The sequence below is a fragment of the Hoylesella marshii DSM 16973 = JCM 13450 genome (genome assembly GCF_000146675.1).
GTDB classification, from domain to species: domain Bacteria; phylum Bacteroidota; class Bacteroidia; order Bacteroidales; family Bacteroidaceae; genus Prevotella; species Prevotella marshii.
Window position 1 is genome coordinate 796,788 of the sequence record NZ_GL397214.1, and the last position, 26,749, is coordinate 823,536.

At 46.9% G+C, this 26,749-nt stretch carries 25 protein-coding genes; 15 read left to right on the forward strand and 10 right to left on the reverse strand.

Annotated features, from left to right (window positions below):
• Together HMPREF0658_RS03345 and HMPREF0658_RS03350 are read right to left on the reverse strand one after the other, a co-directional pair.
• A partial coding sequence (locus tag HMPREF0658_RS03345; RefSeq protein WP_006948525.1) for a hypothetical protein occupies positions 1-186 on the reverse strand: 186 nt, incomplete at its 3' end.
• Positions 187-198: 12 nt separating this feature from the next.
• Positions 199-1,617, reverse strand: a complete 1,419-nt coding sequence (locus tag HMPREF0658_RS03350; RefSeq protein ID WP_006948526.1) for a leucine-rich repeat protein — start codon at positions 1,615-1,617, stop codon at positions 199-201.
• A gap of 667 nt (positions 1,618-2,284) precedes the next feature.
• Here HMPREF0658_RS03350 and HMPREF0658_RS03360 point away from each other — a divergent pair.
• From HMPREF0658_RS03360 to HMPREF0658_RS03415, 12 genes are all read left to right on the forward strand, one after another.
• Positions 2,285-3,388 carry an Mrp/NBP35 family ATP-binding protein gene (locus HMPREF0658_RS03360; protein ID WP_006948529.1) on the forward strand — a complete coding sequence of 368 codons (1,104 nt, stop codon included), beginning with the start codon at positions 2,285-2,287 and terminating at the stop codon, positions 3,386-3,388.
• Positions 3,389-3,411: 23 nt separating this feature from the next.
• A complete protein-coding gene (locus tag HMPREF0658_RS03365) occupies positions 3,412-4,860 on the forward strand; it encodes a nicotinate phosphoribosyltransferase (RefSeq protein ID WP_006948530.1) in 1,449 nt (482 codons plus the stop codon).
• Between the two features lie 9 nt (positions 4,861-4,869).
• Positions 4,870-5,961, forward strand: coding sequence for an FMN-binding protein (locus tag HMPREF0658_RS03370; RefSeq protein WP_006948531.1), 1,092 nt, complete (start codon positions 4,870-4,872; stop codon positions 5,959-5,961).
• Between the two features lie 442 nt (positions 5,962-6,403).
• Positions 6,404-7,930, forward strand: coding sequence for a F0F1 ATP synthase subunit beta (atpD, locus tag HMPREF0658_RS03375; RefSeq protein WP_006948532.1), 1,527 nt, complete (start codon positions 6,404-6,406; stop codon positions 7,928-7,930).
• 37 nt (positions 7,931-7,967) lie between these two features.
• Positions 7,968-8,210, forward strand: coding sequence for an ATP synthase F1 subunit epsilon (gene atpC / locus HMPREF0658_RS03380; RefSeq protein WP_006948533.1), 243 nt, complete (start codon positions 7,968-7,970; stop codon positions 8,208-8,210).
• Between the two features lie 60 nt (positions 8,211-8,270).
• The gene (locus HMPREF0658_RS03385) at positions 8,271-8,675 is read left to right on the forward strand and encodes a hypothetical protein (RefSeq protein WP_139047705.1); all 405 of its coding nucleotides are present in this window, start codon (positions 8,271-8,273) and stop codon (positions 8,673-8,675) included.
• 2 nt (positions 8,676-8,677) lie between these two features.
• A complete protein-coding gene (locus HMPREF0658_RS03390) occupies positions 8,678-9,769 on the forward strand; it encodes a F0F1 ATP synthase subunit A (RefSeq protein ID WP_040557830.1) in 1,092 nt (363 codons plus the stop codon).
• 58 nt (positions 9,770-9,827) lie between these two features.
• Positions 9,828-10,070, forward strand: coding sequence for an ATP synthase F0 subunit C (atpE, locus tag HMPREF0658_RS03395; RefSeq protein ID WP_006948535.1), 243 nt, complete (start codon positions 9,828-9,830; stop codon positions 10,068-10,070).
• A gap of 42 nt (positions 10,071-10,112) precedes the next feature.
• Positions 10,113-10,625 carry a F0F1 ATP synthase subunit B gene (gene atpF / locus HMPREF0658_RS03400; RefSeq protein WP_006948536.1) on the forward strand — a complete coding sequence of 171 codons (513 nt, stop codon included), beginning with the start codon at positions 10,113-10,115 and terminating at the stop codon, positions 10,623-10,625.
• 3 nt (positions 10,626-10,628) lie between these two features.
• Positions 10,629-11,168, forward strand: a complete 540-nt coding sequence (locus HMPREF0658_RS03405; RefSeq protein ID WP_006948537.1) for a F0F1 ATP synthase subunit delta — start codon at positions 10,629-10,631, stop codon at positions 11,166-11,168.
• An 81-nt stretch (positions 11,169-11,249) separates the two neighbouring features.
• Complete coding sequence (gene atpA / locus HMPREF0658_RS03410; protein WP_006948538.1) at positions 11,250-12,839, forward strand: F0F1 ATP synthase subunit alpha; 1,590 nt, start codon at positions 11,250-11,252, stop codon at positions 12,837-12,839.
• Between the two features lie 6 nt (positions 12,840-12,845).
• A complete protein-coding gene (locus tag HMPREF0658_RS03415) occupies positions 12,846-13,814 on the forward strand; it encodes a F0F1 ATP synthase subunit gamma (protein ID WP_006948539.1) in 969 nt (322 codons plus the stop codon).
• Between the two features lie 914 nt (positions 13,815-14,728).
• Here the strand turns inward: HMPREF0658_RS03415 and HMPREF0658_RS03420 are convergent.
• The 5 genes from HMPREF0658_RS03420 to HMPREF0658_RS03440 all read right to left on the reverse strand — a co-directional run bounded on the left by HMPREF0658_RS03420 (position 14,729) and on the right by HMPREF0658_RS03440 (position 21,220).
• A complete protein-coding gene (locus tag HMPREF0658_RS03420; protein ID WP_006948540.1) occupies positions 14,729-16,711 on the reverse strand; it encodes a fructose-bisphosphatase class III in 1,983 nt (660 codons plus the stop codon).
• Positions 16,695-17,849, reverse strand: a complete 1,155-nt coding sequence (locus tag HMPREF0658_RS03425; protein ID WP_139047706.1) for a glycosyltransferase family protein — start codon at positions 17,847-17,849, stop codon at positions 16,695-16,697. The genes HMPREF0658_RS03420 and HMPREF0658_RS03425 overlap by 17 nt, the downstream gene beginning before the upstream one ends.
• Positions 17,850-17,905: 56 nt before the next feature.
• The gene (locus HMPREF0658_RS03430) at positions 17,906-19,051 is read right to left on the reverse strand and encodes a glycosyltransferase (protein ID WP_006948542.1); all 1,146 of its coding nucleotides are present in this window, start codon (positions 19,049-19,051) and stop codon (positions 17,906-17,908) included.
• A 114-nt stretch (positions 19,052-19,165) separates the two neighbouring features.
• Positions 19,166-20,482, reverse strand: a complete 1,317-nt coding sequence (locus HMPREF0658_RS03435; protein ID WP_006948543.1) for an aspartate kinase — start codon at positions 20,480-20,482, stop codon at positions 19,166-19,168.
• A gap of 12 nt (positions 20,483-20,494) precedes the next feature.
• Positions 20,495-21,220, reverse strand: a complete 726-nt coding sequence (locus tag HMPREF0658_RS03440) for a cell division ATP-binding protein FtsE (protein WP_006948545.1) — start codon at positions 21,218-21,220, stop codon at positions 20,495-20,497.
• A gap of 195 nt (positions 21,221-21,415) precedes the next feature.
• Between HMPREF0658_RS03440 and infC the strand changes: the two genes are divergently transcribed.
• The 3 genes from infC to rplT all read left to right on the forward strand — a co-directional run bounded on the left by infC (position 21,416) and on the right by rplT (position 22,743).
• Positions 21,416-22,099, forward strand: coding sequence for a translation initiation factor IF-3 (gene infC, locus HMPREF0658_RS03445; RefSeq protein ID WP_006948546.1), 684 nt, complete (start codon positions 21,416-21,418; stop codon positions 22,097-22,099).
• 68 nt (positions 22,100-22,167) lie between these two features.
• On the forward strand, positions 22,168-22,365 hold the full coding sequence (gene rpmI / locus HMPREF0658_RS03450) for a 50S ribosomal protein L35 (protein WP_006948547.1): 198 nt from the start codon (positions 22,168-22,170) through the stop codon (positions 22,363-22,365).
• A 33-nt stretch (positions 22,366-22,398) separates the two neighbouring features.
• A complete protein-coding gene (rplT, locus tag HMPREF0658_RS03455; protein WP_006948548.1) occupies positions 22,399-22,743 on the forward strand; it encodes a 50S ribosomal protein L20 in 345 nt (114 codons plus the stop codon).
• Between the two features lie 411 nt (positions 22,744-23,154).
• Here the strand turns inward: rplT and pyk are convergent, their stop codons facing one another.
• The 3 genes from pyk to HMPREF0658_RS10895 all read right to left on the reverse strand — a co-directional run bounded on the left by pyk (position 23,155) and on the right by HMPREF0658_RS10895 (position 26,716).
• A complete protein-coding gene (gene pyk, locus HMPREF0658_RS03460) occupies positions 23,155-24,603 on the reverse strand; it encodes a pyruvate kinase (RefSeq protein ID WP_006948549.1) in 1,449 nt (482 codons plus the stop codon).
• A 587-nt stretch (positions 24,604-25,190) separates the two neighbouring features.
• Positions 25,191-26,447, reverse strand: coding sequence for a MobV family relaxase (gene mobV / locus HMPREF0658_RS03465; RefSeq protein WP_006948550.1), 1,257 nt, complete (start codon positions 26,445-26,447; stop codon positions 25,191-25,193).
• Positions 26,448-26,509: 62 nt separating this feature from the next.
• Positions 26,510-26,716, reverse strand: coding sequence for a hypothetical protein (locus HMPREF0658_RS10895; protein WP_023939354.1), 207 nt, complete (start codon positions 26,714-26,716; stop codon positions 26,510-26,512).
• Positions 26,717-26,749: the final 33 nt, after the last annotated feature.

The following is a 26,749-nucleotide window of genomic DNA, read 5'->3' on the forward strand; positions in this document are numbered from 1 at the left end:
CTCGTAGCCGGCCATACTCTGCCCGTGCGCTTCGTCGTCTTCATCAAAGGAGCCGCCTTTGGCATCGCCGCCACCGCCAGGGCCTCCGCCCGGAGATATGGGCAGAGAGATGGTTTGCATCACAGCGTCGATGTCGTTGATATGAATCACCTCGATGCGGGGTGAGATGTATGTTTGCTTTTTCATTTCTTTCCTCCTTTAGAATTTATAAAACTTCTTGCCGTTGATGATATACATTTCGCCGCCGGGCAGGGCATTGTAGTCGGTGCCCACGTATCGACCGTCGAGCGTGTAGATGCGATGCGTGTTGCTCTTCAGGTCGGTTTCGGTATCGTTCTCCAATTGGCGGATGTCGGTTGTACCGCTCTCATTGTCAAACACCATTGTAAAGCCTTTGGCGGGTGCCGTGCCCGACTTGCTGTAGACGAAGCAACGGAAAGGGGCGATGTAATCGTTGGCCATGCCGTTCTGCACGGGATACCACTTGTTGCCACTTAGATAGTAGGCTTTCTTGGCAGTAGCAGCGGCGTTGTCGATGCGCTCGGTGGTGCCGCAGAAGGCCCAGTCGCCATCGTCGGTGGCAAGGGTTTCGGTGGTGTAGCCGGCTGGACTTACGGGCACTTCTACGTTCGTCATCACGGGCAGGGTGTGGGTGGCTCCGTCGGTGATGCGCACAAGGTAGGGCTTGTTGGCTTCAAGACGGGTTCCAGTAGGCAAAGCGCGGAAGTAGAATGCTTTAGAAGTACCCCACGATAGGTCTTTCTTCACCAGCTCGTAGGCTTGCATGCCGTTGGGCAGGTTGGTAGGATAGGGCAAGAAGAGGGTGCTCACGCTCTTGCCGCTGGTGTTGGAAAATACACGGTCGCACTGGGCAGTCTCGGTCGTGAAAGCGTAGGGAATGCGGTAGCTGTAGGCATCGTACACCTTAAATACTTTGCACTTGCCTTTGTGAATGATGTTTTCCTCCTCGACTTTAAACTTGGTTTCTTCTGCCGCATCTTGAAGATATACAAGGGTGTGATTCATCAAACCACTGTAAGGGCAGAAAAGAATATTTCGATTCCATTCGCCATAGTAACTAGTAACGCCGACAGTTGCCTTGGTGAAATCTATATACCGCGCATTCGTACATCCGGAAACAGGATTAGAATAGTGCATGCCAAAACCCTCGCCCCATGTGATATATTCTATACCGGTACAGTTTTCGAACTCATCACCAGAGTATATATGCTCAACATGATTGGGGATTTTTAATTCGCCTTTTAATCCTGTGCAATTGCGAAAAGCACCCTCCCATAAATATCCCAGATTATCAGGAAGTATTAGCTTTGTTGCGCCAGTATAATTTTCAAAAGCTTTTCCCTTTATCCCTCTCACAGGATATGAATAGGTTCCATCACTCACTATTGACGGAAAGTGTAATTCTCCTGTGAACGTAGCACTTCCTTTTATTTCACCATTGATTATTGCACTGGCATATGAGGTTCCTCCATCCGATCCTGTACATTTCCAAGTAACGCCATTGGCTGTATAAGTGAAGTCTACGTCCTGCCCTAAAACGGATATGGGCAGAAATACGATGCCTAACAGTAGGATAATTGTAATTTTCTTCTTCATATTCTCTTTATTTATCGTAAATGTTTAACCTGAATATCTTTCATTAAATCATCGTTATTTCCCTCTTGCGCGGCTTGGCAAAAGGGCACGAAAAAGCGAACAAAGGAAACTCCTTGGAGTCCTTTGCCTATAGGGGATGCGGCACGCTTCTCGCGCGCGTATGCGAAAGTGTTTAAAGTATTATCCGACTGGCGGTGCGAATGTGTGTGTGTGTGTGTGTGTGTGTGTTACACTTTTTTCCGGTGTATGCAAATATAAAGCGTTAAAAGATGCAGAAAAATACACTTTTTTCTGCGTCTTGTCGATACCTTTATATAATAAGGTAGCTATGTTCTTGAATGATGGATTTAACACTTCAACTTCTTTTTACCGCGGCAAAGATACATAAAGATGATGAAACGAACAAGAAAAAGCCCGAAAACTTTGCCGCAATCGATGCTATTAAGACTTTTCCTTTCCTTATATGAAGACCATCGCATTCCATGAACACAATCAATTCCCGCAAACCATTGTTTTGCATAAAAAAGACACCATATTATATATAGAGTGCTCAAAGATTAAAATCAGGAGGTTTCGTTTTGCCATTCAAGCCTTTTGCCGTACCTTTGCAGTTGCCCGCGAACAAGATGCGGAGACAAAACAATGACAAACAGATAACAAAAACAATATGACGACTTTATATCCCAAGTTGATAACCGATGCCTTGGCCACAGTGACTTATGCCGGCACGAAAAAGAATCTGATAGAAAGCGGTATGTTAGCCGATGATGTGCGGATAGACGGCATGAAGGTGTCGTTTACGCTTATCTTTCCGCGCGATACCGACCCGTTTCTGAAATCTACTGTGAAAGCGGCCGAAGCGGCTATCCATTACCATGTGGACAAAGCTGTGGAGGTGAGCATCGCTACGGAGTTTGCCTCGAAGCCCCGTCCCGAAGTGGGCAAATTGCTGCCCGATGTAAAGAATATCATAGCAGTCAGCTCCGGCAAGGGTGGCGTGGGTAAGAGCACGGTGGCCGCCAATCTGACCATCGCCTTGGCAAAGCTCGGCTATCGGGTGGGACTGCTTGATGCGGACATCTTCGGGCCATCGATGCCCAAGATGTTCGATGTGGAAGACGAACGCCCCTACGCGATAAAGAAAGATGGCAGAGACCTGATTCTGCCCGTAGAGAAATACGGCGTGAAGCTGTTGAGTATCGGATTCTTCGTCGATGCCGATACGGCTACGCTGTGGAGAGGAAGCATGGCCTCGAATGCGCTGAAGCAACTCATTGCTGATGCCGATTGGGGCGAGCTCGACTTCTTTATTCTCGACACACCACCCGGCACAAGCGACATCCATCTTACTCTGTTGCAAACGTTGGCCATCACGGGAGCCATCATCGTAAGCACACCGCAGAACGTGGCGTTGGCCGACGCACGCAAAGGCATCGACATGTATCGAAACGACAAGGTAAATGTGCCCATCCTCGGGCTGGTAGAGAATATGGCATGGTTTACGCCCGCAGAACTGCCCGCCAACAAGTATTATCTCTTCGGGAAAGATGGGTGCAAGAATCTGGCCAAGGAAATGAACATGCCGCTGCTGGCACAGATTCCTATCGTGCAGAGCATCTGCGAGAGCGGAGATAAAGGCACACCGGCCGCTATGAGCGTGGACACGGCCACCGGTCAGGCATTCATCAATTTAGCACAGGCCGTAGTAACTGTGACCAACCGACGAAACAAGGAGCAGGCACCGACCCAAATTGTACGAGTAAACGAGTAAGTACTTTCATTCCCTAAAGAGCTATGACACAATTCGACAAAAGAAACATCAGCATGATGACCGACCTATACGAGCTGACGATGGCCAACGGTTATTTCCTCAACGGAAACGAAAACGACCGCGTCGCTTTCGACGTGTTCTATCGCCGTAATCCCGATGGAGGCGGTTTCGCCATCTTTGCCGGTCTGGAACAAGTGGTGGAACTCATCGAGGGCTTGCACTTCGACGATGAAGACATCGACTATCTGCGAAGCTTAGGCCTTTTCGACGAACGCTTCCTCGCATTCTTAAAGGACTTCCGTTTTACGGGCGACGTGTACGCATTCCGCGAAGGAAGCATCATCTATCCCAACGAACCCATACTCACAATTGTGGCACCACTGGCGCAGTCGCAACTCATTGAGACGGCACTGCTGACGATTATCAACCATCAGTCGCTCATCGCCACGAAAGCCAACCGCATTGTCAGAGCGGCGCAAGGAAGAGCCATCTCCGACATGGGCGCGCGACGGGCACATAACCTCGACGCTGCCGTTTATGGTGCGCGGGCTGCCTACATCGGTGGCGTGGCAAATACAGCCACTGTGCTCGCGGGCAAACAGTTTGGTATTCCCGTTGTAGGCACAATGGCACACAGCTGGGTGATGTTCTACGAAAACGAATACGATGCTTTCTGCCGCTATGCCGACATCTACGGTAGCAAGAGCGTGTTTCTTGTGGACACGTATAACACGCTGGAGTCGGGTGTGCCGACAGCCATCCGAGTGGCACACGAAGTGCTTCATCCACGCGGCGAACGATTGTTGGGCATCCGTATCGATTCGGGTGATATGGCCTATCTCTCGAAGAAAGCGCGTCGCATGCTCGACGATGCCGGCATGCAAGACTGTCGGATACTCGGTTCCAACAGTCTCGATGAGTTCACGATTTCATCGATGCTCACACAAGGCGGATGTATCGACAGCTTCGGCGTTGGCGAACGACTTATCACGTCGTACAGCGATGCTATGTTCGGAGCGGTCTATAAGCTGGTGGCCGTGGAGCGCGATGGTCATTTTGTGCCGAAAATAAAGTTATCTGAGAATATAGGGAAGATTACCAATCCCGGGCTAAAGAGTGTGTATCGTATCTACAGCGAAGAGGGACAGGCCGTAGCCGATTTGCTGACCTGCCGTGACGAAACACCCGACCTGTCGGTTCCCTACACTTATATTTCGCCCGACAAGCCTTGGCAACAACGGCAATTCCGCCATTGCACAGCAAAACCGTTGCAACAACTCGTTATCAGCAACGGTCAACGCACGATGACGGCTCCTTCGCTCAACGAGATACGCAGCTACGTGAGGCATCAGCTCGACACAGAAATATGGAAAGAGGAGCAACGTTTCAACAATCCTCATGCACATTATTTAGATATGAGCCCCGCCTATTATCAATTGAAGATGAACCTGATGCAGGCTTGTAAAATCTGACAAGTGACGATGATGAAAGACAAACTAATGATTGCCGTGCGCCTCGTAGCATGTGCCTTGATTATCTTTGTTGCCGCTTATCATCGCGACCATCGCATCTTGGGGCACGAGATAAAACCGGCCACTCATGCCAAGGTTAAGAAGATTGTACCCGATACCCTACGTACACTTTCCGATGGTACGGTGGTTATCAATACAGCACCATTAGCCAAAGATGTGGTAGGTTATGCAGGGCATGTACCGCTGGAGATATACCTACGCGAAGGCCGTGTGGTACGCGTGGTAGCACTGAAGAATGCAGAAACGCCCGATTTCTTTGATGAAGCCCGTCAATTATTGGTGCGCTGGAACGGCAAAACACTTGCCGAGGCTGCACGAATGCACGTGGATGCCGTTTCAGGAGCCACCTTCTCATCGCATGCCATCATTATCAACGTGCAGCGCGGTCTGCAATATGCCACCAAGCAAGCGAAACGCCCCTCGCTGTGGCAACGCATTGATTTATCGCCAAAGACTGCGTTATGTCTCATTGTGGTACTCATGGGTGCCATCATTCCCCTATTTTATCGGCATAAACGATACCGCACATTACAACTGATACTCAACGTTGCTGTGCCAGGCTTTTGGTGCGGCACATTCATCTCCTATGCACAACTCACGGGCTATATCGCCAATGGTATCAATCCCTTGACTGTTCTTGTATCGTTCATCATGCTCACAACTGCTTTTATCTATCCTTTCTTTGGTAAAAAAAATCATTATTGTAACCACATCTGCCCTTGCGGTTCGTTACAGGAGTTGGCTGGTAAAGCTACGCGTCGAAAGATACGTATGAGTACACACTTAGTGAAGTGTCTCGACATGTTGCGACGCGGATTGTGGGTGACGCTGATGATGCTGATGCTTATTGGCACGGGGATGGAATGGATGGACTACGAGATATTCTCGGCTTTCATCTTTCAATCCGCTTCATGGACGGTCATTGTGTTGGGCATTGTCTTCGCAGTGTTGTCAATATGGGTTCCCCGCCCCTATTGCAGGTTTGTTTGTCCCACAGGTTCGCTTTTCAAGATGGTGCAAAGCGGAAAGCAAAGCGTGTAAGATGTCAGCCAGACTGCGCACCGGGCATATAGAACGTTCTCCTAAATGGAGTGTTGCAGGTGTGACAGAATCCCACAAACGATACCATTTGCCGTAAGAAAGGTTGCCGAACTTTCCCTGTACAAACGGCATCTGTACATAGGACAAACGGCATCTGTACATAGGACAAACGCCATCTGTACAGGGTACGAATGCCGACTTATCAATCGTAATTTTAAGACCCTTAAAACTTGCGATCTCGAACTTTTGGACATCAAATACTAAAGAATCATCACAAAAACGGGGTGAAAAGTTACGAATGTAAACCACCCTTTAGACTGCTTTTGCATCTTCATCCACAATAAATATCCTCATAAATTTGCTGCATACAGATTTATTTGCTATTTTTGCCCTATCATAAAAGCGAAACTGACGTATTAAAATATAAAAACAAATACAACTTATGACCCCAATAAACGGACACATCTCTCAAATCATAGGTCCTGTCATCGATGTTTACTTCGAGACAGCAGGCCAAGATGCAGAGCAGGTGTTACCCAAAATTCACGATGCGTTGAAAGTTCGCCGCACCGATGGTCGCGAATTAGTGATAGAAGTGCAGCAACACATTGGTGAAGACACCGTGAGATGCGTGGCGATGGACAATACCGACGGTCTGCAACGCGGATTAGAAGTATTGTCTACAGGCAGCCCTATCACTATGCCGGCCGGCGAACAAATCAAAGGACGTATGATGAACGTTATCGGGCAACCCATTGATGGTATGGCCTCCCTTGATATGGAAGGAGCCTATCCCATACACCGCGAGCCGCCGAAATTTGAAGACCTCTCCACCCACAAAGAAATGCTGGCTACGGGAATCAAAGTCATCGACCTGCTCGAACCCTATATGAAAGGCGGCAAGATAGGCCTTTTCGGAGGTGCAGGCGTGGGTAAGACAGTGCTTATCATGGAGCTGATTAATAATATTGCCAAGGGGCACAACGGCTATTCCGTGTTTGCTGGCGTGGGAGAGCGTACCCGAGAGGGTAACGACCTGATTCGCGACATGATAGAATCGGGCGTAATTCGCTATGGCGAGGCATTCCGGAAAGCCATGGACGAAGGCAAATGGGATTTATCCCTCGTAGACCCCGAAGAACTGAAACAATCGCAAGCCACCTTGGTCTACGGTCAGATGAACGAGCCACCCGGCGCGCGCGCTTCCGTAGCCCTATCAGGACTTACCGTGGCCGAGGAATTCCGCGATCACGGAGGAAAAGACGGCGAGCCGGCCGATATCATGTTCTTTATCGACAACATTTTCCGCTTCACTCAGGCAGGATCGGAAGTGTCAGCCCTATTGGGACGTATGCCTTCTGCCGTAGGTTATCAACCTACACTTGCCTCAGAGATGGGGACGATGCAAGAACGAATCACCTCCACAAAAAGAGGGTCTATCACTTCGGTACAGGCCGTATATGTGCCGGCCGATGACTTGACCGACCCCGCACCCGCTACAACCTTTACCCACCTTGATGCCACGACGGAGTTAAGCCGTAAGATAACGGAGTTAGGCATCTATCCCGCCGTAGACCCGCTGGGTTCCACAAGCCGTATCCTCGACCCGCTGATAGTTGGCAAAGAGCACTACGACTGCGCACAACGGGTAAAACAGATACTGCAACGTTACAAAGAGTTGCAGGATATCATTGCCATCTTGGGTATGGACGAATTAAGTGATGAGGACAAGCAGACGGTGAACAGAGCACGGCGCGTGCAGCGTTTTCTGTCGCAACCTTTTACTGTGGCCGAACAATTCACAGGTGTAAAAGGTGCCATGGTGAGCATTGAAGATACCATCAAAGGCTTCAACATGATACTTGACGGAGAGGTAGACAACCTTCCGGAGCAGGCTTTCCTAAACGTAGGTACCATAGAAGATGCCATAGAAAAAGGCAGGAAACTGTTAGAAGCTGCCAAGGCATAAGGCCACACCGGTCGACTGTTGATTAAAACGACGCAGAATGAGCTTGAAGTTAAGGATAGTTTCTCCCGAGAGAATCGTCTTCGATGGTGAGGTGGAAAGCGTATTGGTGCCCGGCACACTGGGCTGTTTCGAGATACTGAAAGACCATGCGCCCATCATCTCATCACTGGAAGAAGGCAAAGTGGAGTACACTGCTAAAGACAGCAAAGTGCATTTCAACATCAAAGGAGGCTTCGTGGAAGTAAAAAGAAACGAGGTATCATTAGTTGTGGAAATGTAGCTTTGAATGGCTACGAACATTTAGGAGTGCGACAAAAAGGGCATACGGATGGAAAAGACAATGACAGTAGACGCAATAGGAAAGCGGTTTCGCAAATACAGCCTATGGTTGGTAGTTGCCCTGTCACTGACAGCGTTGCCTATGATGAACTATTATTGTGGCCGTGTGATGATGCCGTCGCTGCTGGTACCTGTGGTATTCTCACTATTGATGAACGAGGCATACGTATCGGCATGGACGATAACGGCAAGGAAAGCTCCCGCACGTCTGTCGCTTTTCTATATGGCGGCATCGGGTCTGCGCCTGTTTCTGTCGGCATTGGTAGTGCTGGTGTTCTGTCTGATATACAGGGGATGCCCCGAGGTGATACCCTTTGTCGTCTTGTTCCTATCCTATTATATAGCCCTGCTGGCCTTAGAGTGTATCTTCTTTGTCCGCATAGAAAAGCAGAGGAAAAACCAATGAAAATGAAATCAATCAAATATATACTATCCGTCATACTCCTTCTTGCGATTGTTCTCCCTATGAGCGCAACCGAAGAGAAGTCGCCTGTAGATGTGCAGGAAGTATTATGGGGGCATATCAAAGACTCGTATGAATGGCATGTCACTGACATCGGCCACACGCATATTACCCTACATTTGCCGGTCATTGTGAAGAGTTCCACAGGATGGCATGTATTCAGCAGCAGCAAATTTGCCCATGAGAAAGATGCACAAGGCAACCGTCCGGGGCCTTACGGGCTCTATATATCAGGGGGAAAACAGTACCCGAATAAGATATGCGAGCAGGTGAACGGGACAGAGGTACGACCCTTGGACATTTCCATGACCAAGACCGTATGCACACTTTTCATAGATGCCGTGTTGCTGTTGCTGTGTATCCTCATCCCTGCACGCTGGTGCAGAAAGCACAGGGTGACGGATGAAGCCCCGAAAGGATTCATCGGACTCATGCACATGTTTGTGATGTACGTATATGACGACATCATCAAACCGACTTTAAAAGAAGATGCCGACAAGTTTGCACCCTATTTGCTTACCTGCTTCTTCTTTATCTTTACTGCCAACATCATGGGACTCATCCCGTTTCCCCCCGGTGGCGGTAACCTGACGGGTAATATCGCCTGCACATTCTTTTTAGGATGTTGCACGTTTATAGTGACCAACGTCTTCGGCACAAAGGAGTATTGGAAAGAGATTTTCTGGCCGGACGTGCCCCTTCCGCTCAAGGCTCCGCTGCCCATCATCCCGTTTATAGAGTTCTTCGGCATCTTTACGAAACCGTTTGCACTCATCGTGCGTCTCTTTGCCAATATGATGGCAGGCCATGCCATTGCCCTGACGTTTGTCTGCATCATCTTCATCATGTTCGGACTGGGTGCCATTGCTGGAACGTCGATGACGATAGTAAGCGTGGGCATGAGCATCTTCATGACGTTGCTCGAGGTACTTGTATGCTTGATCCAAGCCTTGGTTTTCACCATGTTGAGTGCCATCTTCATCTCATTGGCACGCGTAAAGCATGAACACAAAACGCCTGTGGTGACAGAATCATAAGCATTTTATCAATATCAAACAAAGAATATATCAATATCATTATTAAAATTTACAGACTATGTTATCATTATTATTGGCAGATGTTGCTATTGCAAAAGTAGGTGGTGCTATCGGTGCAGGTTTGGCTGCTATCGGTGCAGGTATCGGTATCGGACGTATCGGCGGACAGGCTATGGATGCCATGGCACGCCAACCCGAGAAGATAGGAGATTTACGTTCGGGTATGATTGTGGCCGCAGCCCTCGTGGAAGGTGTGGCTCTGTTTGCCGTTATTGCCGGAATCTTGGCTATCGTCCTTTAAGGAAGTGCTTAGCGCACAAGTAAACAACGTAATTCACAGTCTATGGATTTATTGATTCCGGATAGTGGTTTGCTCTTTTGGATGGCGATAGTCTTTATCATCGTCCTCGCCGTTTTATGGAAATGGGGATTCCCCGTTATCATCAAAATGGTGAACGACCGTAAGGCCTACATCGACGATAGTCTGAGAAAAGCTCATGAAGCAAATGAGAAACTCACCAATATCCAAAAGGAAAGTGAATCCATTTTGCAGGAGGCACGTGAGAAACAAGCCACCATACTGAAAGAGGCCGCAGAGACAAGGGAAGCCATTGTGCAGGCTACCCAAGCCAAAGCACAGGCAGAAAGCTCACGCCTTTTGGCCGAAGCGAAGGCGGAAATAGAGGGCGAGAAACAGAATGCCATACGCGACATTCGCCTACAAGTGGCTGAACTCTCTGTACAGATAGCTGAGAAAGTATTGCGTCAGAAATTAGATACTGAACGGTCTCAAATGGATATGATTGACCGGCTGTTGGACGAGATTTCTGTTGAACACAAGAACGGGTTAGGATAGTTTATGGATACAGGTATCATATCGGTTCGCTATGCGAGGGCACTGCTAAAGTGCAGCATGGAGGCTTACGTTGAGGAGCATGTATATCATGAGATGCAGCTTCTCTCAAGCAATTATCTTGAAATGCCACTCTTGGGGCAGACGATAGGTAATCCCATGTTTGCGAAGTCTACGAAAGAGGCTATTCTGCTGGCAGCTTGCGGCGAAAAAGTGACCGATATTACAAAACGTTTCATAGCCCTCGTGCTGCGTGAAGGCCGAGAGAATATCCTGCCCTTTATGGCACGTTCATATATCGCACTTTACCGACAACAGAGAAATATTACCCAAGGAAAGCTCATTACAGCGGCGACCGCTTCTCCGAAAATCAGGCAGCGAATGCAGCAAATGGTGGAAGAGAGAACCAAGGGAACCGTGGAGTTTGAGACCGAAGTGAAGCCCGAAATCCTCGGAGGTTTCATATTGGAGTATGATACATATCGGTTGGATGCCAGTGTGCAACGCAACCTGCGTACCATCCTCTCGCAATTGAAACATTCGTAGAGAGGTTCTCTCGTTACAAAATCCTGTGATGGATTCAAACTCGGGTATATACCTTTTATATTATAACTCAAATCTATTAAAATGTCAGATAAAATAAAACCAAGTGAAGTCTCGGAGGTATTGCTGAAACAATTGCAAGACCTTAGCGACGAAGCACAGTTCGATGAAGTGGGCACCGTGCTACAGGTTAGTGACGGTGTGGCACGTATCTACGGACTAAAGAATGCCGAGGCCAATGAATTGCTGGAGTTTGAAAACGGCACCATGGCTATCGTCATGAACTTGGAGGAGGATAACGTGGGATGTGTCTTGCTTGGAACTACCTCCGGTATCAAAGAAGGAATGGTGGTGAAGCGTACCAAACGCATTGCAAGTATCCGCGTGAACGACCATATGTTAGGACGTGTTATCAATCCATTGGGTGAAGCTATCGATGGAAAAGGAGAACTCGACTTGTCCGAATCCTTTGAAATGCCCCTTGACAGGAAAGCCCCCGGTGTTATTTTCCGCCAGCCGGTAAAGGAACCTCTACAAACAGGCCTAAAAGCTGTAGACTCAATGATACCGATAGGTCGCGGTCAGCGCGAATTGATTATCGGAGACCGCCAGACAGGAAAGACGGCCATCGCCATTGATACCATCATCAATCAGAAGAGCTTTTACGAAGCAGGGAAACCCGTGTATTGTATCTATGTAGCCATCGGACAGAAGGCTTCTACCGTTGCTGCATTAGTTTCCACCTTAAAAGAACATGGTGCCATGGCTTACACTATCGTTGTGTCGGCTACCGCTGCCGACCCTGCCGCCATGCAGTATTATGCACCTTTTGCCGGAGCTGCTATCGGCGAGTATTTCCGCGACAGAGGAGAAGCTGCTCTCGTTGTGTATGACGACCTCTCGAAGCAGGCCGTGGCTTACCGCGAAGTGTCGTTGATACTTCGTCGTCCGTCGGGTCGCGAGGCTTACCCGGGCGATGTGTTCTATCTCCATAGCCGTTTGTTGGAGCGTGCCGCACGTATCAACGACCAACAGGAAGTGGCCGAACAAATGAACGATTTGCCAGCTTGTCTGAAAGGGCATGTGAAAGGCGGCGGATCGCTTACAGCCTTACCTATTATTGAAACGCAGGCAGGAGACGTTTCTGCCTACATTCCAACGAATGTAATCTCAATTACCGACGGACAGATATACTTAGAGTCCGACCTCTTCAACCAAGGTTTCCGTCCTGCCATCAACGTTGGAATCTCCGTCAGTCGTGTAGGAGGTTCGGCGCAAATCAAGAGTATGAAGAAAGTGGCCGGTACGCTGAAGATAGACATGGCGCAATATCGCGAACTTGAGGCTTTCTCTAAATTCTCCAGCGACATGGATGCCGTAACGGCCATGACACTGGACAGAGGAAGAAAAAACAACCAATTGCTCATACAACCCCAATACAGCCCTATGCCCGTAGGCGAGCAAGTGGCCATTCTGTATTGCGGAACAAAGGGATTGATGCAGGCCGTTCCCGTGGAAAAAGTGCGCGAATGTCAGGAAACGTTCTTAGACAAGATGCGCTCCACGCATCATGCAGTCATCGACCAATTGGCTTCCGGTCAAATTGATGACACAGCCATTGAGGTGATAGAGCGCACCATGGCCGACATCACCGCCACCTATAAACAGGAGTAGCCACCTATGCCGTCGCTCAAAGAGATAAAAACAAGGATAGCCAGTGTCAATAGCACGCGCAAAATAACCAGTGCTATGAAAATGGTAGCCTCGAGCAAACTGCACCATGCTCAGGTAATGATTGAGAATATGTTGCCCTACGAATGTGAGTTGGAGCATATTCTAAAATCGTTCCTTGCCTCCGTTCCCGAGGTGCAAACGCCTTTCAACGTAGAACGGAAGCACATTCGCAGGGTAGCACTGGTGGTTTATTCCAGCAACAGCAGCTTGTGCGGAGGCTTCAATGCCAACATCTTGAAAATGCTACAGCACGCAGTTGAAGACTATCGGACACAGGGCATCAGCGATATCACCGTTTACCCTATCGGCCGCAAAGTAGCCGAACGAGTAGCCAAGATGGGGCTTCCCTCTGCCGGCGACTACCTCGAATTGGCCGAGAAGCCCAGTGCCGTCGACTGTCGGGATATAGCCAAGCGCATTGCCGAGAGGTTTGTGGAAGGTGAGTATGACAAGGTGGAGATGATTTACCACCATTTTAAGAGTGCCGGTTCGCAGATTCTGACCCGCAAGACTTTCCTACCCATCGATATTAGTACGGAACTCGGCCGCGACAACGACCGCGACCTGTCATCGAATATCGCCACAGCCAAGGCGCAGGAATACCTGAAGAAAAAGGGCAAGAGTAAGGAACGGATAGTGGAAGAGGTCGTGCCGCTGAATGACAACTTCCTCGTAGAACCCGACCTGCCCACCGTCCTCACCCAGCTCATTCCCAAACAGCTGCACTTAATGTTGTACACTGCCCTGTTAGACAGTAAGGCCAGCGAGCATGCCGCACGTATGGTCGCCATGCAGACAGCAACGGATAATGCCGATGAGTTGCTGCGCGAGTTAAACCTGCAATACAACAAGAGCCGTCAGCAGGCCATCACCAACGAATTGCTCGACATTGTAGGAGGATCGGTAAACAACTAATCCCCTACCCTACACATCGTATTTCTATATGCGGCCGTTTCTCACCTCAAGAGAAGCGGCCGCATTTTCTTTCTATCGAGGAACTAACCGGACTCTATCTCATCTATCTAACCCTTATGCGAGTTCGGGATAAGAGAATCTTATTTAATAGCCCCAAAGGGGCGACAGAACACTAACCCGCCATCCTCCATCACCTCTACGGGGTTCATCTTTCCACACATGCTTATCAGGGGTTTCACTCTTTCGAGCTCCACACCCTGCCTAAGGTCTTACGCCCCCTCGGGGCTTACAGTCCGATAGTCTTATCCCGAACTCGCGTATTTGCATAAGCTCTGCAAGCGCCCTTTTTTTACATTTTACCATTTGCATAGGCTATGCAAGCACCATTTTTTTTATTTTGGCATTTGCATAAGCTATGCGAGCACCATTTTTTTATTTTACCATTTGCATAGGCTATGCAAGCACCCAATTTTTTATTTTGGCATTTGCATAGGCTATGCGAGCACTCCATTTTTTATTTTGGCATTTGCATAGGCTATGCAAGCACCCAATTTTTTATTTTGGCATTTGCATAAGGTATGCAAGCACTAAAATTTTTGTTTTGCTCCTTGCAGTCCAACTGCAAGCGCTACTTTTTTTATTTTGCTCCTTGCAGTTCAACTGCGAGCGTTACTTTTTTTATTTTGCTTCTTGCAGTTCAACTGCGAGCGTTACTTTTTTATTTTGCTTCTTGCAGTTCAACTGCGAGCACCAAAAAATTAGAATTACTTATACGTGAGTTCGGCGAATTCACTTTAAGTTAGATTAGATTGTGATTCCGACCTTGGCAGAAATACTCAAAGAAATGCCTGCTTGGATTGAAAAGAAAACAGGAGGACTAAAAGTGTCCTCCTGTTTTGATTCACAACGGCGGGTTATTTCTTCGGCTCCCGTTCGTTGATATAGCCGTGACGGTAGGCATAAAGCAATTCCTCAAGATCCTTAATCTGTTGATTCAACTCCACCCCCTTGTCGGTATCGGCTACCAGCATGCGATGAGCGGACATCTCTACAATCTGTGTGGTACTCTTGATGTCGGTACCTCGCTTGATGGCATCGGCAGCACTGGTAAATGGTTCGTGTTGCACGAGTTGCAGTCCGCGGCTGTGGTAAACAAGGGTGTATCCGGCAATGCCTGTCTCCTGATGGTAAGCTTCGGAAAAACCGCCGTCGATAACGAGCAGTTTTCCGTTGGCCTTGATGGGATTTTCACCTTTGACCACATGCACGGGCACGTGTCCGTTGATGATATGGCGGTTGGTGCCTTTCACGTCGAACGCATCAAGTATGCGGTCTACCACCTCCTCGTTGTCGCGCAGTTTGAAGTATACGCCTTTCTCTTCGTGGTAGATGGCTTTGTCTTTGAAGAAATATCGCTCAAAGGTGGTCATCTTGGCCTTGTCGAAGAGAGGTGAGTCTTTGCCCAGCCAGAGGTAGAGAAAGTAGTCGATGGCATAGCGACGCTCCTTGGCATCGGAGTCGGACTGGAACGCTGTGCGTATCATGATGCCGATGTTGTGCATCAGTTCTTTTCCTTTGTATTTTCGTCCGGGATAGATTTCCACTTCTTTCAGGGAGCCATCTTCGTTGAGCGGTACGGAGGCATGGAAGAGCAAGTTGTTGTTATAGACCGAATACATGCAGCCATGGTTGAGCTGGATGCGGATATGTCGATGGAGCTTCTCACTTAACCGAAAAGAGTTTCTTAGCTTCTCGAGCAGTTCTTCTTCGCCCTTGCTGAGCACGTTCGGCCTCTTGGGGTCGATGGTGGGGAAATGGTTGCTAGACATCTTGAGGGGTTTCCCGTCGATGGTGCATTCTCCTGTCTCGTAGTTGATGAAGTTGAGCATTTCTCGGTCTTTCATGTTCCATTTGGGATGCTTCTCGAAGAGTTTGGCTTCTTCCTTGAACTGCATGATGGCAATGGCTTTGTGCATGAGTGAGGCAAGACGTATGGTTTTTTCATCGAGTCCGTCGCAGACTTTGGGAATGAACTCCGTGCAGGGGTCATCGCCATAGGTTTCCATAGCAAAAGTGGCGAGGGGGAGGAGGTTGATGCCGTAGCCGTCTTCAATGACAGAGAGGTTGCCATAGCGCAACGACAGGCGGATGACGGTGCAAATACAAGCATCATTGCCTGCACAAGCACCCATCCAGAGTATGTCGTGGTTTCCCCATTGAATATCCCAGCTATGGTATCGTTCGAGCGTGTCCATGATGATGTGGGCTCCCGGGCCGCGGTCGTAAACGTCGCCAAGAATGTGGAGTTGGTCGATGGCCAACCGTTGTATGACATGTGCGAGGGCGATGATGAAATCGTCGGCACGTCCTGTAGAGACGATGGTGTCGGTAATCACGTTCACATAGGCTGTCTTGTTGGAATCTTCTGCACGCTCGTGCAGTAATTCCTGTATGATGTAGCTGAAGTCTGATGGCAACGACTTGCGTACTTTTGAGCGGGTATATTTGCTGGAAACGTCGCGACAGACTTTCACCAATTGGTGCAGCGTGATGTGATACCAGTCGTTGATATCTTCTTCTTGTGCCTTGACGAGTTCGAGCTTCTGTTCGGGATAATAGATGAGTGTACACAATTCTTTCTTTTCACTCTCTCGCAATTCGTTGCCAAAAAGGTCGTTTACTTTTCGCTTGATATTACCTGATGCGTTTTTAAGCACGTGCTGAAAGGCCTCAGATTCACCATGTATGTCGGCCAAGAAATGTTCTGTGCCCTTAGGCAAGTTGAGTATTGCCTGCAAGTTGATGATTTCCGTGCTGGCATCAGCCACTGTGGGGAATGACTGTGCGAGCAACTGTAGATAACGCATATCGCGTTCGATGTCATAAGGATGTTTCATAATATTTATTTGTTTTAGTGAGACATTTGCGTATGATATCTGCATGGCGGTTGTGTGATGGTGGAAGCGGCATGTAGCCTTCTTCTAACAAGATGTATTCGTAGAGAATTTGTAGAAGACCGGCTGTAAAGTTTATCAGTCGATGTCGATGCAATAATGCCATGAGCTTGTCTTCATCGTATTCTGTATATCGCAGGGCAATGTATAACTCAGATAGGTGAGCAAACTTCAGTTTTTTGTTCTCTACCATTTTCTTTGTTGATGCCAATGCTTCACAGAGGGTGTCTTCCTTCACCGGACTTCCTGTTGGAAACAGCGGTCGATACGTCGAAGAGGGTAGCACGGCGAGGACAGATGGGGCAAGTGCAGGCATTTGTAATCGTAGCATTTCCACACCTCTTGCTATCTGACCGGACACTCCCTCTGCTGCGGCAAAGACCTGCAGACAGTTCCATTCCTGTGAGTGAAGGGAATGCAGACGAGATAAATATTCCGCAGACAACATATTGGGAGCATCGCTTTGCCGGCATCCTGCATAAAGGAGTGCAGTAAAGGCATCCCATGCATTCAAGGTCATGAAACGGCGAATGTTACTATTTAATACTCTTGCATAAAATGCAAGATACTGTGAGTACAGTTGTGGAGTATTGGTTTCCTCTGGGGAAATCGATAAGCGAAGATGCCCTATGCGTCTGTTCCATCCTAATTCCTCTAAGTGTTTGCGTTCCGTAGCGGAAACGGCGAGCAGAGCATCAGCCTTTCTTACGGCACGAAACTGATAAGCAATAAGACGCGGCAGTTTCTTCTTCCAAAAATCAATACTGATGATAGATGGTTCTAATCCCTTGTCGGGCGAGTAGACCACGATAAAGCCTTTCTGTCGTGAATATTGTATGATTTGATAGATAGAGTAATCCCATGCGCCATGTACATGCACGATGTCGGGTAAAACCTCGCTGAGTATCTGAAAGTAAAGGCGTTTGATAGAGAATGAGGAAATGAAAGTATGATGACCTATACCGCTAAGATAGTGGATAAAAAGATTCTTTGTTGGGATTGAAGCTGTATTATCTGTCGTGACAATGTGCTGTTCTATCGAAGAGCCGCTATGCCCTCCTAATCTTGACAGTTGAAGCATCAGGGTTTCCTCTGCCTGCATTGTCATATGCAGATAATGCAATATTCGCATCTGTGCTATATCTTGTGAGTGATAAAATTGTTTCGGTTGGTCATTAAGTACTTGACTCGGTAGTAGAGATGATGCCATATGATGGACAGCTCAAAAGGAATAATAGCCCCAAGGGAGATGTTGGTGTCGAACCGTCTGAATGCCTTTTTGATGAAGATAATCCGTAACGTGAGCGTAATAACCATAGCCAAAGCCGTAGCAGAGAGGAGTATCGTGTTCATCTCTCGCAAGGCAACTCCTGTGACTATTATTATCGCAATGTAGTTAAAATATAGGACTGTCATGTCCATGTTGAATACGGCTCTCATAGCTGCAGAACGAAAGAGATGCCGGCGGGTCTCTTGATAATAAAGTTGTTTGTGTAGCCACTCTTTACGCGTGGGATTTTCTATGAGCCAACCGTCTTCTTCGGGTTCAATAGCTGTAGAGTGGTATTGTGCAAATTTGTTGATAAGGAAGTCGTATTCTCCTTTTGTAAATTTCAGATTACCTTGGAAGCCATTCTCCGCAAGGAAAGCACTCTTGCGGAACAGAATATTCCGACTGTCTGTAGTATAGGCAATAGATTGTTGTGCTTTTCTCAACAGGTATAGTTCCTTGTAGATATGGGCAAACCGAAGATATGACTTGACATCCTCTCCATAAGCCGAATAACCCATAACGATATTGATATCTTCTTTGCAGTTACGTGCCATGGTCGTTAACCATTGGTCAGTATGAGGTGTGCATGAAGTATCTATCAGCGCTACCCAATCGTTCTTCGCAGCTTTTACACCCAACGTAATAGCCAATTTGTATTTACTCATATAACGCGACGTGGTAGGAAGAAATGTAGAACGCACGCGTTTGTCTTCACAAAATCGGTTGATAACGTCTTCTGAAGCCTTATCTGCCATGTCAGTTACGATGATGACCTCGAACCCCGAAGTATATTTTTGTGATAGAATATGGGGTAGTACCTGTTTCAATTCTTCAGCATTGTTGTAGGAAGTAACAACAACCGACAGCGGAGGGCATGATGCAAAGTCTTCCTCTGATTCTTCCACACGGTTCCTAAATTTGCGGAAGCTGATACTAATCATGGGGGTAATAATGGAAAGGAAAATGAGTGCAGTACTTAAAGTGATTGTTGTCGTGTCGAGTTCTAACATGTTTTTATGCGGTTCTTATTAAATGATGGGAGCACATGTGATGAATTTTCGTACACCTTATTATATATAAGGGTTTCTTGTTTGATTTATCGGAGTACGGATGGGAATAGTACATCACGGAAACAACGACCTACTAAGGCTCTGTAAAGCCTGCGCCTTATCTTCAGCTTTTATTAAGAACGAGATATTATGGTTGCTTCCACCATAGCTAATCATACGGACGGGTATGTCTTTCATCGTGTCTGCAGCCCGTGTCTCAAATCCCACATTGTGCCAATCTAAATCGCCCACAACGCATACAATACACAATTCTGTATCCACTGTCACTGTACCATATTTCTTCAATTCGTCTACTATTTCTGTTAAGTGGGTATCATTATCTATACTCATGGATATGGCTACTTCTGATGTACAAACCATATCGATGGGGGTCTGATAGTGTTCGAATATCTCAAATACTTTGCGAAGGAAGCCTGTTGCCAGCAGCATTCTGCTACTCTTTATCTGAATTGCAGTAATATTGTCTTTGGCTGCAACTGCCTTTATCTCTCCTTTCTTTGTTATGTTGTCAATGAGTGTTCCTTCTGCTTCCGGGGCCATGGTGTTCTTTAGTCTAACAGGGATACCCGCAAACTTAGCCGGTTGCACACATGTAGGGTGTAGTATCTTTGCTCCAAAATAAGCTAATTCTGCTGCCTCTTCAAAGTTCAGATGATGCACAGGCTCAGTCTTCTCCACTATTCTCGGGTCGTTGTTGTGCATGCCGTCTATGTCTGTCCATATCTGTATTTCGTCAGCAGAGAGTGCTGCACCTACCAAAGAAGCAGTATAGTCCGAACCGCCACGTTGTAGATTGTCTACTTCTCCGTAGGCATTCCGACAGATAAAGCCTTGTGTCATATAAATTTGGTAATCGACATTCTGCTTCATAATAGTTGTCAGATGTTCTTTGATATAAGGTAAGTCCGGTTCAGCATTTTTGTCTGTGCGCATAAAGTCGAGAGCATCTATCAGCAGGGCTTTTACTCCTTGCTCGTTTAGGTAATTGATAATCATATTCGTGCTGATGACCTCACCGCAAGCTACGATGCTCTTTTCCTCGAAGCTTGTAAAGAGCTCTTTTGTGAATGAGCGAAGATAATCGAACTGTTTACTTAGGAAAGCCCGTGTTTTCTCTTTCATTTCTGCTGTCATGTATAACTCTTCCACATGCTGCATATATTTCTTTTCGAGGTTGTTGATAACCTCGTGGGCACCTTCCGTATTCTTCTTATAAAGATAATCAGAGATTTCAACGAGTGCATTGGTAGTGCCCGACATCGCCGATAATACAACGAATGTCGGCTCTCCCGAGCTCGTCACGAGTGAGGCTACGTGTTTCATGCGTTCCGGAGTACCTACCGACGTTCCTCCGAATTTCATTACTTTCATGTTCTTTTTTGTTTAATGGTTATTGCCATCCCAGCTTTTGTATTTTTCGAGGGTGGCAACTTTCTTGTATTCATGGGTTACATTCTTCAGTTCTCCATTATCACACCGATATACCGTACCGGGAAACTTATCTATCAGATGAATATTGTGCGTGGTGATGAGGACTGTAGTACCCCGTTCACTAATACTTTTCAACAATCCAACTATATGCAAAGCCGTCTCAGGGTCGAGGTTACCTGTAGGTTCATCTGCTAATATCATTTTAGGATTATTGAGTATGGCTCTGGCAATGGCGATACGTTGCTGTTCACCCCCCGATAATTCATGAGGTTTCTTGTTTTTCATTTCTGTCATGCCTACATCGGCTAACACGTTCTCTATTCGTTCATCTATCTTTGTTTTGTCTTTCCAGCCCGTAGCCTCTAAAACAAAACGAAGATTTTGATATACCGTTTTGTCATGCAGTAGCTGGAAGTCTTGGAAGATAATACCCGTCTCTCTTCGTAACGCAGGTATCTCCTTTCGCCTAAGAGTAGCCATGTCTTTACCCAACACTTCGGCCTTTTCCGATGTATAAATATCAAGTTCACCATACATGGTTTTGATAAGTGAGCTTTTTCCCGACCCTACTTTCCCTATGATATACGCAAATTCGCCGTCGTTTACTTGCAAGGAAACGTTCTTTAATATCTCAACATCTTCCTGGAAGATACTTACATTCCGATAATCTATTACCATTTTTTGAATCTATAACCAATTTCTGATAGTCGGCCGATTGATTTCAACCTAAGCCTCTTGCAAAGGTATAAAAAACTTTCATAATTATCCGTGGCGCTATATAAATTAATTCCTCATAAGAAATAAAGTCTCAATAAATTTGGCTGATTGTCCTAAAATCCATACCTTTGCATCCGTTTATCATGAAATAGTTGAATGAAGAATGACAGAATGACAAATCAGTACCGTGTGAACGAACAGATTCATGTACGGGAAGTTCGTATTGTAGGAGAAGACGGTTCAACAGTTGTCCCTACACGCCAAGCTCTTGATATGGCGCGTCAGCAGGGGGTTGACCTCGTGGAAATTTCTCCGAATGCACAACCACCCGTTTGTCGCATCATTGACTATTCCAAGTTCCTCTATCAACAGAAAAAGAAAGCTAAGGAACTGAAAGCTAAGCAAGTAAAAGTAGAAGTCAAAGAGATTCGTTTCGGTCCTCAAACTGATGACCATGACTATAATTTCAAGTTAAAACATGCCAAGGAATTCCTCGAAGATGGTAATAAAGTAAGAGCATACGTATTCTTTCGTGGTCGCTCCATTCTTTTCAAAGAACAAGGTGAGGTCTTGTTACTCCGCTTTGCAAACGATTTGGAAGAATATGGCAAGGTAGAACAGATGCCGCGCTTGGAAGGTAAAAAGATGTTTCTCTTCATTGCTCCTAAGAAAGCCGGTGTTGCGAAAAAGAGCCAGCAGAAATTAGACCGTGAGAAGAGAAATGCTGAGACCATGAGTGGAGAAAATACTGTGCAAAAAGAGGGAACTTCTGACAATGGAGGACTTTTTGCTAATGCCAAGAATGGCGAAGATGTTCTGAAAAAACTACAAGGCGAATAAAAAAAGACATGCGTAACGCTCGGTATATGCGTTGCCATGGTATATAATAACAATTAAAATTTAAAACAATGCCAAAACAAAAGACAAACTCCGGTGCAAAGAAGAGATTTCATTTCACCGGTACAGGAAAAGTAAAGAGACATCGTGCTTTCCACAGTCACATTCTGACTAAGAAGACCAAGAAACAGAAAAGAAACCTGACTCACCAGACGATTGTTGATCAGGCAAACATGAAGCAGGTACGTGACTTGCTGTGTCTTCGTTAAATCCATTGTCTCACATTTTAAAGTAAGAAAATTATGCCAAGATCAGTCAATCATGTTGCTTCAAGAGCAAAGAGAAAAAGAATATTAAAGCTGACCCGTGGTTACTACGGTGCCAGAAAGAATGTTTGGACAGTAGCCAAGAATACTTGGGAGAAAGGCCTTACGTATGCTTATCGCGACAGACGTTTAAAGAAACGCAATTTCCGTGCACTTTGGATACAACGTATCAATGCTGCCGCCCGCATGGAAGACATGAGCTATTCCACGTTGATGGGTGCACTCCACAAAGCCGGCATTGAAATTAACCGTAAGGTTCTTGCCGACCTGGCCGTAAATAACCCTCAGGCCTTTAAAGCTATTGTGGATAAAGTGAAATAAGTAAACTCTTTTTTTGCTTCCAAAGAGAAAAGATGAAGTAGTTTTTACTACTGCTCATTGAATCAGTGGTATGATAAAGCCCTCTTGAAAGTCTACATCCGACTATCAAGAGGGCTTTATCGTGGGACAGTTTTCCTAACTTATTACGCGAGTTCGGGATAAAGTTATCCAAACCGTAAGTCCCAAAGAGGCTATTGGATGAGATTTTCTTATCGCGAACTCGCGCAACTACTTGGAAGCCGGAAAAAGCTCTCAAAACGGATTTCCAACTACTTGGAAGCCGTCTGAATGCTCAAAACAGAACGATAAAGAACGTTTACATACACATACGCGAGTTCGGGATAAGGCTATCGGACTGTAAGCCTCTTTGGGGCTATTAGATGAGATTCTCTTATCCCGAACTCGCGTAACTTATTCTACCGATGTACAAGGCAAGTGGTGGGTGTAGAGTTTGTTGAATATCTCTTTCACCTTGTTGATTTCGAGAAACGTGGTGCCCGGTCCGTTGCCAATGGTACCGCTTAGATAGGCAATCTTATCGTCGTTGCCCACATAACCTTTTTGTTTCAGCATGCGAACGGCAGCCACTAACATATCGTGAGAGCTGAGATGAGCTTTTTGATAAACGGATATAACGCCATAGCTGAGGTTGAGTTCGCGTTGCAGCTTCTCTTTATAGCAGATGGCCAACACGGGATTGGGACCTCGGAAGGCAGCCAGGTTGCGGGCAGTACGACCCGTTTCGCTGTCAGTAATGATGCCTTTCACGCCCAATATCTCTGTGGCTTCGATAGCACTCTTGGCCAGGAACTCGCGTTGGTCGTCACGGTTCGTAAGCGGCACTTCTATATCGTTCTCGTGCAGCTTATCGCATTCCGCTTGTTCTGCAATGGCGGCCATGGTGCGCACAGCTTCCAATGGATATTTTCCAGAGGCCGTTTCACCACTCAGCATAAGTGCGTCGGTGCGATAATAGATAGCGTTGGCGATGTCGGTCACTTCGGCACGCGTGGGGCGCGGATTATCAATCATTGTGTGGAGCATCTGTGTAGCCACGATAACAGGCTTCTTGGCTTTTACGCACTTGCGAATGATGTTGCGTTGTATGCCCGGAATCTTTTCGATAGGCACCTCAATGCCCAAGTCGCCGCGAGCTATCATGATGCCGTAGGAGGCTTCTATGATTTCGTCGATATTGTCTACGCCTTCTTGATTTTCAATTTTCGATATGATTTTGATATCGCTGTGATGTTCGTCAAGAATCTTCTGCACGGCTAGCACGTCGTTTTTCGAGCGTACGAATGAGTGAGCGATAAAATCGATGTCTTGGTCAATGGCCAGCAGGATGTTGCGGCGGTCTTTCTCCGTGAGTGCCGGCAGATCGATATGTTCTCCGGGCACGTTCACACTCTTGTGAGCGCCGAGCACACCATCGTTTTGTACCTCGGCCACAATGCTGTCGTCTTCGAGTGCCGTAATCTTCATGTCGATGGCACCATCGTCGAAAAGTATATCGTCGCCCACGCGTACATCTTCCACAAATTGCGGATAAGATACGTTGATGACGTCGTGCTCTGTCTCGTTGTCAGGATGTCCATAGATACGCACCGTCTCACCCGTCTTGTACCGGATGGGAGCTTTCAGTCCCGTGGTTCTTACCTCAGGTCCTTTCGTGTCGATGAGTATGCCGATATGGGGCGATACGGCACGGGTGTTGCGGATGATGGTTTTCAATCCTTCTTCGGTGGCGTGCGCCGTATTCATCCTTACCACATTCATGCCGGCGAGGAAGAGACTGCGTATGAACTCTACGTCGCAGCGGCGGTCGCTGATAGACGCTACAATCTTTGTCTGTTTCATATTGAATGTTGTTTTATCCTGTTTGTTATATATATGCTGAACTGATGTCCTATCGAAAGTGTGGCAAAAGTACAGAAAAAAACTGAGACGATTGCATAATGCCTTACTTTATTCGTTCCATTGGTTAAGTTTCAACCGGTCATTAGGTTGCTCATCGATGAAAAAGGTTAAAGACAGGTCACAGAAGAGTTAGAGGACAACTACTTTTACAATAGGATTTCACCTCACAAGATATAAGGAATATCAAATTCCCTTCACGGGAGTATTACTCATTATACCCGTTTTTGTATAATGAGTTATACCCAACTATATAAATACCAGCATCTACTCCTACTAAAAGTTCTGCTCGGAGTTAATTGCCTGAAATTCAATGCAATTTTGCATTATTCGGCTTGTATGGGTAACGATTTAGAAATGAGCGGAGTGCATTGAGGTACATTGTTTTGAATAGCCAAAGAACGCTCACTATTTCACTTGCAAAGGTACATATTTGCGAGGGAAAGTGAGCGTTCTTTCTTGAATTTCTTCTTAAAAAGTTTTTATGGGACAGAAACACAACGATGAAAGGAAAAAGCGTGTCTATTCAATTACAGTCGTTGCGAACGGTTGCGATTGATAAGCTGTCTCCATTTCTGCTCGCACCAATTGGTAATGGGAAGCCCGTTGATGGTGAGGAGCGGTCGTTTCTTCTCATCCTTGATGATACGGATTTCGCTATCCTCTTCCGTAAACTCTCTCTTGTACAGCCCCGAATAGGTTTTAGCCGTTCCTCGCTGGGGAGTTTCCGTGCGATACATCTCCGCTATCCTGTCGTCAGAGAAACCCATCTTTCGGAGCATCAGACGGATATTCAAAAGCTGGTAGAAACCACTGAAGAAGCGTTTTATCCAATTCCGCTCTTCCTCGTAAACTTGCACAGTCTCTTTCAATTCGGCAATGGCTCTGTCCCTTCCCTTGACCGTGTCTTGCAAGAGAACGACCTCCTTTCGGATTTCATTCTTCTCCTTTTCTGAAAGATACTGCTGCCGTTCGGCTTCCTGCTCTAAGTCTTCTATGCGTTTCTCTGCCTTGTCGAGTTCGGAGTTGCCAAAGAGGGAGTACAGCGTGCCTTTCATACGGAGCTTGCCTGCCTGCTTCTCCAGCTCCTTTATCTTGGCTGTGAGTTCTGCTTCTTGGACTTTCTTCTCTTTCGTGGATTTGAGAATTTCCTTGTAATACTCCATCGTAGTGCGGTGCTTGGCTTCCGAGCCGTGCACTCCCCGTTCCAATCCGAACCGTTGCACTCGCTTGGCATAGTCCGTCTGATACTGCTCCAGTTTCTTGGGCGTAAGCACATCATCGGCACAAAGTCGGACTTTGTTTTTCTTCGTCTTGTACTTCCGCTTCCCATTCTCGGCTTCCTCTTTGGCTTTCCGTCTTTCACCCGTGACAATCGGAACGACTGTGGCGTGAATATGGGGAGTATCCTCGTCTGCGTGCAGAGTGGCAGCAACTACGTTGTCCGCCCCAAAAGTGGAACGAAGCCAATCCATCAATTCATCACACCATTCGTACAGGCGTCCTTCCTGCTCTATACGAGCCATATCCTCCAGTGAACTCGACAGGATAAAGCGCAGGGCTTTGACTTGGTTCTTTGCAACCTTTCGGTAGATACCGGCCGTGGCGATACGATGCTCTATCGCTTCGCTACGGTTGGTCACATTTGCAGGGAATTGCACCAATTCCCTGTTCAGGTGTGTGCGAGAAGGATCGACGTTACTCGGGGTATATGTCCGTGCTATATGAGCGGTATTTCCCGAGTCGTTGCTTCTCGCCTTGTCTATATGTAATACGGCGTAGCCCATTGTTTGAAGATTGATTTAGGGGTATCCAAAGGGGCGAAGTCCCTTGGCTCAGGAGGGTATTTTTAGCGATAACGGAGTGCAGCGTGAAGAAAATACCCTAATGAGCTATGGCATTTCTTGAAATGACCTTTCCGCAGCATCTCTTTCACTTTCGTTACCTGCTGCATTCTGTGAATGCCTGCACGCTTTGTTTCTAAGTTGGCTCTGCAAACTTGCGGTTCTGAGGAACTGCCGTAGCTATCGAAACAAAGCCGTTTATTCGCATACATTTTATTTCCTGCATCTTTGAATACCTGATGATA